The 10045-nt window shown below is 72.5% G+C and carries 11 protein-coding genes; 3 read left to right on the forward strand and 8 right to left on the reverse strand.

Going from position 1 to position 10045, the window contains the following annotated elements; all coding sequences use genetic code 11:
• Positions 1–16 precede the first annotated feature (16 nt).
• Positions 17–1195, forward strand: coding sequence for a heparan-alpha-glucosaminide N-acetyltransferase domain-containing protein (locus ACX80H_RS16370; protein ID WP_459314461.1), 1179 nt, complete (start codon positions 17–19; stop codon positions 1193–1195).
• 84 nt (positions 1196–1279) lie between these two features.
• Here the strand turns inward: ACX80H_RS16370 and ACX80H_RS16375 are convergent, their stop codons facing one another.
• The 7 genes from ACX80H_RS16375 to ACX80H_RS16405 form a co-directional block, all read right to left on the reverse strand.
• A complete protein-coding gene (locus ACX80H_RS16375) occupies positions 1280–1768 on the reverse strand; it encodes a hypothetical protein (protein ID WP_459314462.1) in 489 nt (162 codons plus the stop codon).
• Positions 1765–2532, reverse strand: a complete 768-nt coding sequence (gene dapB, locus ACX80H_RS16380; RefSeq protein ID WP_459314463.1) for a 4-hydroxy-tetrahydrodipicolinate reductase — start codon at positions 2530–2532, stop codon at positions 1765–1767. The genes ACX80H_RS16375 and dapB overlap by 4 nt, the downstream gene beginning before the upstream one ends.
• A gap of 16 nt (positions 2533–2548) precedes the next feature.
• Entirely contained in the window at positions 2549–2980 is a 432-nt protein-coding gene (locus tag ACX80H_RS16385; RefSeq protein ID WP_459314465.1) for a molybdenum cofactor biosynthesis protein MoaE, read from the reverse strand.
• The gene (locus ACX80H_RS16390; RefSeq protein ID WP_459314467.1) at positions 2967–3452 is read right to left on the reverse strand and encodes a MogA/MoaB family molybdenum cofactor biosynthesis protein; all 486 of its coding nucleotides are present in this window, start codon (positions 3450–3452) and stop codon (positions 2967–2969) included. The genes ACX80H_RS16385 and ACX80H_RS16390 overlap by 14 nt, the downstream gene beginning before the upstream one ends.
• The gene (gene moaC, locus ACX80H_RS16395) at positions 3449–3931 is read right to left on the reverse strand and encodes a cyclic pyranopterin monophosphate synthase MoaC (protein ID WP_459314468.1); all 483 of its coding nucleotides are present in this window, start codon (positions 3929–3931) and stop codon (positions 3449–3451) included. The genes ACX80H_RS16390 and moaC overlap by 4 nt, the downstream gene beginning before the upstream one ends.
• A 26-nt stretch (positions 3932–3957) precedes the next feature.
• Positions 3958–5238, reverse strand: a complete 1281-nt coding sequence (locus tag ACX80H_RS16400) for a molybdopterin molybdotransferase MoeA (RefSeq protein ID WP_459314469.1) — start codon at positions 5236–5238, stop codon at positions 3958–3960.
• A 144-nt stretch (positions 5239–5382) separates the two neighbouring features.
• Entirely contained in the window at positions 5383–6942 is a 1560-nt protein-coding gene (locus ACX80H_RS16405) for a molybdopterin-dependent oxidoreductase (RefSeq protein ID WP_459314470.1), read from the reverse strand.
• A gap of 280 nt (positions 6943–7222) precedes the next feature.
• Here ACX80H_RS16405 and moaA point away from each other — a divergent pair, with 280 nt between their 5' ends.
• Together moaA and ACX80H_RS16415 are read left to right on the forward strand one after the other, a co-directional pair.
• The gene (gene moaA, locus ACX80H_RS16410; protein ID WP_459314471.1) at positions 7223–8293 is read left to right on the forward strand and encodes a GTP 3',8-cyclase MoaA; all 1071 of its coding nucleotides are present in this window, start codon (positions 7223–7225) and stop codon (positions 8291–8293) included.
• Between the two features lies 1 nt (position 8294).
• Complete coding sequence (locus ACX80H_RS16415) at positions 8295–8546, forward strand: MoaD/ThiS family protein (protein ID WP_459314478.1); 252 nt, start codon at positions 8295–8297, stop codon at positions 8544–8546.
• Positions 8547–8573: 27 nt separating this feature from the next.
• On the opposite strand, the gene ACX80H_RS16420 is transcribed toward ACX80H_RS16415, so the two are convergent.
• Complete coding sequence (locus ACX80H_RS16420) at positions 8574–9944, reverse strand: M16 family metallopeptidase (RefSeq protein ID WP_459314472.1); 1371 nt, start codon at positions 9942–9944, stop codon at positions 8574–8576.
• Positions 9945–10045: the final 101 nt, after the last annotated feature.

Below are 10045 nucleotides of genomic sequence, written 5' to 3' on the forward strand. Positions count from 1 at the left end.
GTGGGACGATGACCGGATGCACACCAAGCCCTCCCGGCGGCTGACCGGGATCGACGCGGCCCGTGGCGTGGCGCTCTTCGGGATGATGAGCACGCACGTCCTCCCGCTCTACACCCCGGGCACCACAGAGGCCACCTGGACGGCCCTGGTCTTCTCCGGCCGCGCGTCGGGCCTGTTCGCCGTCGTCGCCGGCATCGGCCTCGCCCTGCTGACGGGCGGGCACGCCCCGCACCGGGACCGGACGCTGTCCGCCGACCGCCGCGGCATCGCCGTCCGCGCGCTGGTCATCGCACTGATCGGGCTCGTCCTCGGCGGCGTCGAGACGAACATCGCCATCATCCTCTTCCACTACGGCGTGCTGTTCCTGGTGGCCCTGCCGTTCACCGGGCTCAGGCTCCGGGCGCTCGCGGCCTGCGCGGCGGGCTGGCTGCTGCTGGCCCCCGTCGCGGCCTACCTGCTGCGCCCGGTCGTGGCCGCCGCCGTGGACCCGCCGTCGCTCGGCGCGAATCCGATCTTCGAGCACTTCCTCGAGCCGGGGACGCTCGCCGCGGACATCTTCCTGACCGGCTACTACCCGGTGCTGCAGTGGCTCGGTTTCCTCCTGGTGGGGATGGGAATCGGGCGGCTCGACCTGTCGCGCCTCGGTATGCAGCTGGCGCTCCTCGGCGCAGGGGCCTCCGCTGCGATCGGGGCCAAACTCTTCAGCGCCCAGCTCCTCGGGCCCGGCGGCGGCCTCGCGGCGCTCCTGCAGACTCCCGACGGCAGCCGCTATCCGCTGGAGGCCATGCTCGACGTCGGGCTGGCGGGCGTCGACCAGTCCGGGTCCTGGTGGTGGCTGGCCGTCAGCGCCCCCCACTCCGGAAGCACCCTCGACCTGGTGCATGTGGCCGGTTCCGCGGCAGCCGTCGTCGGCCTGTGCCTGCTGCTGACGCGGCGGTTCCCCGCGGCGCTCCTGCCCCTGTCGGCGCCCGGGGCGATGACCCTGACGCTCTACAGCCTGCACGTGTGCATCATGAGCTGGGCGGACCAGCTGGACCCTTTGCCCGATCCGATGCAGCTCTTCTGGCTGCAGGTGGTGGGAGCGGTGGCGATCGGCATCCTGTTCCAGCGCGTGGGCTCGCGCGGACCGCTCGAGCTGATCACCTCCGGCGCCGGCACGGCGGCCCGCGCCGGGCGCACCGACGTGCGGCGCTGACCCGGCCGCGTGCCCGACCGCGTGCCCGACCGCGTGCCCGACCGCGCCGGCCGGGCCGACGCGCGGCGCTGACCCGGGGGACGCTCAGCCGGACGTGCCCGCGGGGCCCTGCCGGTACAGCTTTCCGGCGTCCCGCATCGCCTGCCGGGCGCGCTTGCGGTCCCCGGCGGCGTCGTAGGCGTACGAGAGCCGGAACCAGTTGCGCCAGTTGTCGGGGTCGGCCTCCGTCTCGGCCTGGTATGCGGGAAAGGCCTCGTCCGCCGCGGACCGCACGATGCGGCCCGAGGGCGTCCTCGGCAGGTCGTCGACGGGCAGCCCGCCCTCGCTCTCCAGCTGCCGGGCCATCCGCTGCGTCTGCGCTCCGAAGAGGAGTTCGCGGATGAGCGCCCAGGCCCCGATGCACGGCAGGAGCAGGTAGCCGGCCCCGATCGCCTTGGCCAGGGGTTCAGGCGCACCGAGCAGCAGGAAACTGCGCTGGAAGGACACGACGAGCCAGAAGACGAGGAGCGCCGTGACGAGCAGGACGCCGAGCTTGACCTTGTGCTCCCGGTAGAACCCGGCCGCCGTCCTCATCGGCCGGTTCCCGGCAGGTCCAGGTAGCCGTCCAGTCCCACCGTCAGGCCGGGATACCGGGCCACCGAGCGGATCCCGAGGAGCACGCCGGGCATGAAGGAGGCCCGGTCGAAGGAATCGTGCCGGATGGTGAGCTGCTCCCCCGGGCTCCCGAACAGGACCTCCTGGTGGGCCGTGAGTCCGCGGAGGCGCACCGAGTGGACGGGGACGCCGTCGACGCTCGCCCCCCTGGCGCCGTCGAGCTGGTCCCGGGTCGCATCCGGCGCCGCGGAGACGCCGGCCGCGGCACGGGCCGCGGCGACGAGCTCAGCGGTCCGGACGGCGGTGCCGGACGGCGCGTCCACCTTGTCCGGATGGTGCAGTTCGATGATCTCGACCGATTCGAAGTAACGTGCCGCGCTGGCGGCGAAGGCTGTGGCGAGGACCGAGCCGAGCGCGAAGTTGGGGGCGATCAGCACTCCGGTGCCGGGGCCGGCGGCCAGGAGCTCCCCCAGCCGGTCGAGGCGCTGCGGAGTCCAGCCGGTGGTGCCGACGACGGCGTGCATGCCGTGCTCCACGGCGAAGGCCACGTTGTCGAAGGTGGCGTCCGGGACGGTCAGGTCCACGACCACGCGGGCCCCGGCGGACACGAGGGTCTCGAGCGGGTCGCTGCTGCCGAGCGCCGCCACGAGGTCGAGGTCGGCGGCTGCGTCGACGGCCCGGACGGCCTCGGATCCCATGCGCCCCCTGGCGCCCAGTACGGCCACGGGCAGTAGTTCAGTCATGCCGTCCAGCCTACTGTCAGGCCCCCGCGCCGACCCATTCCACGCTGCCGTCGGTGAAGAACTGCTCCTTCCAGATGGGGACGCGTTCCTTGACCAGGTCGACGAGGTCCGAGCACGCCCGGAACGCCTCGCCGCGGTGCGCCGCACCGACGGCGGCGACGAGCGCCTGGTCGCCGATCGCGAGGGGACCGACGCGGTGGGCGACCCAGATCCGGACGCCGTCATGGCGGGAGGCGATCTCCTCGGCCACCTCTCGGATGATGCGCTCGGCGCTCGGATGCGCGGAGTAGGCCAGGGACACCACGTCCCGTCCGCCGTCGTGGTTCCGCACGACGCCGCTGAAGCCGACGATGGCTCCGCAGCGCGGGGAGTCGACGCCGGCATGCGCCTGGTCGGGCGTGATAGGGGTGTCCGCGACGGCTGCGTGGACGACTTCACCGGTGGTCATGGGAGCCCTCCAGCTGGGAGCAGATGTGGTCGATGAGGGGTGAGAGGACGGCCAGTCCGTCGCGGACGCCTCCGGGCGAACCCGGCAGGTTGACCACGAAGGTCGAGCCGGCCGTGCCGGCGAGGCCGCGGCTGAGGACGGCGGTCGGGACCTTCTCGGCGCCTGCGCGGCGGATCGACTCCATGATGCCGGGGAGGCTGCGTGAGAGGTAGGGCGCGGTCTGTTCCGGCGTGGTGTCGTCGGGGCTCAGCCCCGTCCCTCCGCTCGTGATGAGCACAGCCGGCCGGGCCTCCAGGGCGGCGCCGATCGCCGATCCCACGGCGTCACCGTCGGGAACCACGACGGCGTTGGCGACGCCGAAGCCGTGCTGGTAGAGCCAGTCCGCGATGGCCGGCCCGCACTCGTCCTCGTAGGTGCCGGCGGCGGCGCGGGTGGAGGCGATGACCACGGCGGCGGGGCGGAGGGTTGTCATACGCTCCAGTCTCCACTCTTGCCGCCGGACTTCGATACCACGCGCGTGCCGTTGATGACGGCGCGTTTGTCCACGGCCTTGATCATGTCGTACAGGGTCAGCGCCGCCACCGACGCCGCGGTCAGGGCCTCCATCTCGACGCCGGTGAGCGCGGTGGTCTTGACGAGGGCGACGATCCGGACGGTGCCGCCGTCGGGTTCGAAGTCCACCGTCACCTTGGCGAGCGGGAGGGGGTGGCACAGCGGGATGAGCATGGAGGTCTGCTTCGCGGCCATGATGCCCGCGACGCGCGCGACGGCGAGGGCGTCGCCCTTGGGCAGGCTGCCCTCGGTGATGAGGGCGACGACGTCGGGCGTGGTCTCGAGGGTTGCTTCCGCCACGGCCTGGCGGGTGGTGGCCTGCTTCCCGGAGACGTCGACCATGTGGGCGGTGCCGTCCGCGCGGACGTGGGACAGCCCCTCGGCGGAGGATGGGTTCACGATGGGATCCTTTCTGCGGGGTCCATTCAATCAGGAACTGCCTGCCCGGTGACGGGCATGTCCTCGGCAGCGGTGGGATCCGGCGGTACCGGCCCGATGAGCGTGACCTCGACGGAGTTCCCCACCGTCAGCGACCCGACACCCTCGGGCAGGTGGACGAGACAGTTGGACGCCGCCAGGGCGTGCAGCAGGTGGGAGTCCGGGCCGCCCACCAGTTGCACCCTGCCGTCCCGGTAGAGGCCGCGCCGGACCTGGTGCTTGGCCTCCGGGCTCCGGACGTCCTCGACCAGGACGGCGTCCAGGACGAGGCGGGGACCCGGGGACCCGGTCAGCCGGGAGAGGACCGGGCGGAGGAACATCTCGAAGGAGACCAGGGCGCTCACCGGGTTGCCGGGGAACCCGAGGAACGGCACGCCGGAGATGGTGCCGCAGGCCTGCGGTCCGCCGGGCTGCAGGGCGACCGAGCAGAACTCCACGCTGCTGTCGGCCAGGGCCTGTTTGACCACCTCGTACGCTCCCTGGCTGATCCCACCCGTGCTGAGCACGAGGTCGGTGCTGCCGGGCGGGATGGCGCCGAACGCGTCCCGGAGGACGGCGGGGTCGTCGCCGAGGAGCCGGTGGCGGGCGACATCGGCCCCGGCGTCACGCAGGGCTGCCTCGAGCAGCGTGGTGTTGGCGTCGTAGATGGTGCCTGGAGCGAGCGTCGAGCCGGGTTCGGCGACCTCGTCGCCCGTGGAGAGGAGCAGCACACGGAAGCGCCGGCGGACGGGGACCGTGCCCACCCCGCAGGCCGCGAGCAGCCCCAGCTGCGCCGGCCCGAGCAGCGTCCCCGCCGGGAGCGCGGTCTCGCCCTCGGCGATGTCGCTGCCGGCCCGGCGCACGAACCGTCCGGCCTCGACGCCAGGCGGAAGTGACACGATCACGCCGCCCGCGCGGTCTGCGGCGGAGTAGAACCGGGGAGGATCCGCGCGCTCGATCGGGACGACGGCGGCAGCACCGGCAGGCAGCATCGCGCCCGTCATGATCGGCGCTGCCGTACCGCGCTCCAGGGCGGGCGGAACGGACCCCGCGGGGATGGCATCTGCCACCACCAGCCCGGACGGGCCGGCGAGATCGGCGGCATGGACCGCATACCCGTCCATCTGCGAGTTGTCGAACGGTGGCAGGCTCACCGGCGCCCGCACGTCCTCGGCCAGGGCCCGGCCGAGCGCGTCGGCGAGAGGGAGCACCTCCGGGCGGCCGGCGTGGTATCCGCTGCGCAGGAGCCCGGCGACGGCGGCCTGGTGTTCGACGACGGTTCTTCTCATTCCTGCCTTTCGGGCATCGGCCGGGCCTCGTGACGCGCCGCCCGGTCGATCCTGCACATCGTCGCGCACGTCAGCGCGCACGTCGTCGCGCAGGTCCTCGTCCGGGCACGCCAGGTCCAGCAGGTCCAGGAGGCCCGGGGTGGCCTAGGTCACCGTGAACGTTACCGTGTGCAGTCCCTCGGCGCCGTCCGGGGCAGGGTCCACGACGGCGTCGGACTGCACCCCGCCCCTCCGGTCCGTGGCGCGGGCTTGCACAGTGTGCCGGCCCGCGCCCAACTGCAGGGTGGCGCTGTATTGGCACCAGGTGTCGGCGGAGATGGGCCGGGCGAGGGTCGCGCGCTGCCAGGCGCCGCCGTCCACCCGCACCTCGACCGCCCCGATCCCCCGGTGCTGCGCCCAGGCGACTCCCCCGACGACGACGTCGCCGGCGGGAACGCTCGCGCTCGCCCGCGGGACGTCGATGCGGGACGAGGTCTTCACCGGGCCCCGCTCGGACCAGCCGCGCGTGGACCAGTACGCCGCGTCGTCGGCGAAGCGGGTGACCTTGAGCTCCTCCAACCATTTGGTCGCGGACACGAAGCCGTAGAGTCCCGGGACCACGAGCCGGACCGGGAAGCCGTGCTCGATGGGCAGGGGCTCTCCGTTCATGCCGACCGCGAGGAGGGCGTCCCGCCCGTCCGTCAGGGCTTCGAGCGGTGTGCCCGCGGTGAAACCGTCCACGCTCCGCGAGAGGACCATGTCCGCTTCGGGACGCACTCCTGCCCGTGCGAGCAGCTCCCGGACCGGAAAGCCGAGCCAGCGCGCGCTGCCCGTCAGGTCCCCGCCCACGGGGTTCGACACGCACGCGAGCGTGACGTGGCGCTCGATCAGGGGCAGCGCGAGCAACTCGTCGAACGTGATCACGACCTCGCGCTCCACGAGCCCCGTGATTCTCAGGGACCAGCGTGCTACGTCCACGACGGGCACCACGAGGGCCGTGTCGATGCGGTAGAAGTCGTCGGACGCCGTCACGAGGTCGCTCAGTCCGTCGATGTCCAGGTCCGCTCCCTCCGGTACGAACGATCCCTCCGGCGGGGGGACAGCGGTCTCCGTGGGCGCAGGAAGGGTGATCGATGCGCGCTGCCCCGTGACGGTGGACTGCGATGACCGCACGCCCGTTGCAGCGGTCCCCGCGGCGGCTGCGACGACGGCGGCTCCCCCGGCTCCCTGCAGGAACCGGCGGCGGGCCGGGGAGGCGTCCCCGTCGTCGGTTCCCGCCCGGGTGTCGCTCCGGGTCCACGCGCGGAGCGCCCGCACCAGGGCGCCCAGGACGAGCACCGCCACCACCGCGGCGATGACCGGCCCTGCGAAGGACACGAGGGAGGACTGCGGGCGCGATGCCACCGCGATCACCCCGACGATTCCGAACCCGATGACGATCGCCCGTCCCGTGAAGGCGCGGCGGTACTCGAGCACACCGGCGGCGACGGCGATCCCGGTGATGAGGACGGCGATCGTGACCAGGAGGACGGCCTTGTCCGCGGTGCCGAACCAGGCGATGGCCCAGTCCTTCACCCCCGGGGGCAGGAGATCGATCACGGACGAACCGACCGCGCTGACCGGGGTGACGGAGGGGCTCAGGGCGGCTGCCGCCAGTTCTCCGGCGATCACGCCCAGACCCACCGCGAGGGCTCCTGACGCCGCTGCCCATGTCCGCCGCCGCATCATTCCTGCCTTTCGCCGGGCCCCGGCGACGGCACGATACCGGGCTGGGACGATCCTCCTGTTACACGAGCGCCGGAACACCCCGGTTCCCCGGCCGGGCGCGGAGCCGTGCCCCGTCCCTGCCGTACCCCGTCCCTGCCGTACCCCGTCCCTACCGTGTCCCTACCCTGCCCCGTCCCTACCCTGTCCCGTCCCTACCCTGTCCGGGCGGGCTGCGGAAGACGGCGCCGTGCAGCGCCACGGCTAGGGCCGCCGGCCGCGGAGGGCGTAGGCTCGTTCCATGGGAATCCAACTGGGAATGCCGGGACCCGCCCGCGGGGCTCAGGCCTCCGGTCTCGTGGACGCCCACGGCAGGCAGGCGACGGACATGCGCCTGTCCCTCACGGACAAGTGCAACCTGCGCTGCACCTACTGCATGCCTGCGGAGGGCCTCAACTGGCTCCAGAAGGACCAGGTCCTGTCCCGTGCCGAGATCGTGCGTCTGGTCCGAATCGGCGTCGACGAGCTCGGGATCCGGGAGCTGCGGCTCACGGGCGGGGAGCCGCTGGTCCGGGCCGACCTGCTCGACATCATCCGGGACATCCGCGCCGCCCACCCGGAGCTGCCCATCTCGATGACGACCAACGCGCTGGGCCTCGACCGCCGCGCTGTCCAGCTGAAGGAGGCCGGGCTCACGCGCATCAATGTCTCCATGGATTCCCTGCACCCCGGGACCTTCGCCCAGCTGACCCGCCGGCCGTTCCTCGACCGCGTGCTGCGGGGCATCGAGGCGGCCGCCGATGCCGGCCTCGGGCTCGTCAAGATCAACGCGGTGCTGATGCGCGGCATCAACGACCACGAAGCGCCCGACCTCGTGGAGTGGGCGGTGGCGCGGGGCTTCGAACTGCGGTTCATCGAGCAGATGCCCCTCGACGCCGATCACGGCTGGACCCGGGAGGGCATGGTGACGGCCGCCGAGATGCGCGAGCTCGTCGAGACCCGCTTCGTCCTGACCCCTGATCCCCGCAACCGCGACGGCGCCCCCGCCGAGCGGTGGGAGGTGCGGGCCAGGTCCGCCCCCGATGTCGTCCTCGGCACGGTGGGCATCATCGCGTCGGTGACCGAGCCGTTCTGCGCGGACTGCCGCCGCACGCGCGTCACCGCGGAGGGCAAGGTCATGAGCTGCCTGTTCTCGCGCGAGGAAACGGACCTGAGGGACCTGCTGCGGTCCGATGCGGGAGACGCGGCCGTGGCCCAGCGCTGGCGCGACGCCATGTGGCTCAAGCCCCGGGCCCACGGGATGGACCACACGGGCCTCGGCGCCGTGGACTTCGTCCAGCCGGACCGATCGATGAGTGCTATCGGTGGCTGATGTGCTCGTGAGGTTCTTCGGAGCGGCCAAGGCCGCATCGGGCGTCGATGAGGAGCGCCTGCCGGGCGGGCGCACCCTCGCCGTCGTGCTGGCCGACCTGCGGGGACGTCCCGCCGTGCCGGGCGGGCCGTCGCTCGCGAAGGTCCTGGACCGCAGCAGCTTCCTGCTGAACGAGATCGCGCTCCGCGACCCGTCGACCGTCCTGCGCGACGGCGACGTTCTGGACATCCTCCCGCCCTTCGCCGGCGGTTAGCGCCGGTCGACCGCCGGTCGAGCCGCCCTAGCGAGCGAAGTCGGCATCGGAGTCGAACGGTCCGACGACGACGGTGGTCCGCGGGGCGCCCGCGAGCTCCCGCGCCAGCGCCTGGACCTCCTCCGCCGTCACGGACCGGATGCGGTCGAGGGAGGCATCCATGTCGACGAACTCGCCGGACACCAGCTCCGACCGGCCCAGCCGCGACATGCGGGAGCTGCTGTCCTCGAGTGCCATGACCAGCCCGCCGGAGAGCTGTCCGATCGCCTTGCGCAGTTCCTCGGCGTCGATGCCGTCCGCTGCCAGCCGGTCCAGTTCCGCGCCGAGGAGGTCGATGACCTGTCCCGTCTTGGCCGGTGAGCACCCCGCGTACATGCCGAAGTAACCTGCGTCGGCGTAAGCGGCGGAGAAGGAGTAGGTGGAGTACACGAGGCCGCGCTTCTCGCGGACCTCCTGGAACAGGCGGGAGGACATGCCGCCGCCCAGGACGGCGTTGAGGACGCTCATGGCGAAGCGGCGCTCGTCCGTCGCGGTGAGGGACGGGCAGCCGATGAGGATGTTCGACTGCTCCACCGCCCTGCGGATCACGTGCACGCCCGTAGCACCCCGGACAGGGACCTCGGTGGCAGCACGGCGGGGAACGGGCAGGGCCCCCTCCTCGAGCACCCACCCGGCGGACACGAGGGCTTCCTGCACGAGCCGGCAGACGACGTCGTGGTCCAGTCCGCCGGCCGCGGTCACGACCAGTTCCGCAGGCGTGTAGTACCGCCGGTAGTGGGCGAGGACGGAGTCCCGGGGCACGGCCCGGATGGCCTCGGGGGTACCGCCGATCGGGCGTCCGAGCGGGTGGTCCCCCAACACCAGCTCGACGAATTTCTCGTGGGCTACATCGGCCGGGTCGTCGCTGTCCATCGCGATCTCCTCGAGGATCACGTCCCGCTCCTGCTCCAGCTCGTCGGGATCGAGGACCGCGGAGGTGACCATGTCCGCGATGACGTCGATGGCCATCGGCAGGTCGGAGTCGAGCACCCTCGCGTAGTAGCAGGTGTTCTCCTTCGCCGTCGCGGCATTGGACTCGCCGCCGACCTCGTCGAAGGCCGACGCGATGTCCATGGCGCTGCGGCGCTCGGTGCCCTTGAACAGCAGGTGCTCGAGGAAGTGGGTGGAGCCGTGCTGGCCCTCGGCCTCGTCCCGGGAGCCGACGCCGACCCAGAACCCGATCGTCGCCGAACGCTGCCCCGGCATCGCCTCGGTCAGCACCCGGACTCCACCGGGGAGGACGCTGCGCCGGACGACATTGCCACCCGGATCCCCGGCCACGAAGGTGGGATCGGAGCCGTCGCTGCCGGGACGGGGCGTCGGCAGCAGGGGCAGGGACACTATGGAGGACAGGGGCATCCTGGTCTTTCTGGTCGGTCGGGGGAAGAGCAGACGGCCCCGGTGGCGACCAAAACAACTCCGTCTGTCACCGGGGCCCAGCCCCTCCCGACCAACAGGAA

It is taken from the genome of Arthrobacter pasteuri (assembly GCF_054510955.1).

Coding starts and splice junctions, on each gene's coding strand:
- ACX80H_RS16370 (WP_459314461.1), top strand. CDS start 17: ATGCACACCAAGCCCTCCCGGCGGCTGACCGGGATCGACGCGGCCCGT.
- ACX80H_RS16375 (WP_459314462.1), bottom strand. CDS start 1,768: ATGAGGACGGCGGCCGGGTTCTACCGGGAGCACAAGGTCAAGCTCGGC.
- dapB (WP_459314463.1), bottom strand. CDS start 2,532: ATGACTGAACTACTGCCCGTGGCCGTACTGGGCGCCAGGGGGCGCATG.
- ACX80H_RS16385 (WP_459314465.1), bottom strand. CDS start 2,980: ATGACCACCGGTGAAGTCGTCCACGCAGCCGTCGCGGACACCCCTATC.
- ACX80H_RS16390 (WP_459314467.1), bottom strand. CDS start 3,452: ATGACAACCCTCCGCCCCGCCGCCGTGGTCATCGCCTCCACCCGCGCC.
- ACX80H_RS16400 (WP_459314469.1), bottom strand. CDS start 5,238: ATGAGAAGAACCGTCGTCGAACACCAGGCCGCCGTCGCCGGGCTCCTG.
- ACX80H_RS16405 (WP_459314470.1), bottom strand. CDS start 6,942: ATGCGGCGGCGGACATGGGCAGCGGCGTCAGGAGCCCTCGCGGTGGGT.
- moaA (WP_459314471.1), top strand. CDS start 7,223: ATGGGAATCCAACTGGGAATGCCGGGACCCGCCCGCGGGGCTCAGGCC.
- ACX80H_RS16420 (WP_459314472.1), bottom strand. CDS start 9,944: ATGCCCCTGTCCTCCATAGTGTCCCTGCCCCTGCTGCCGACGCCCCGT.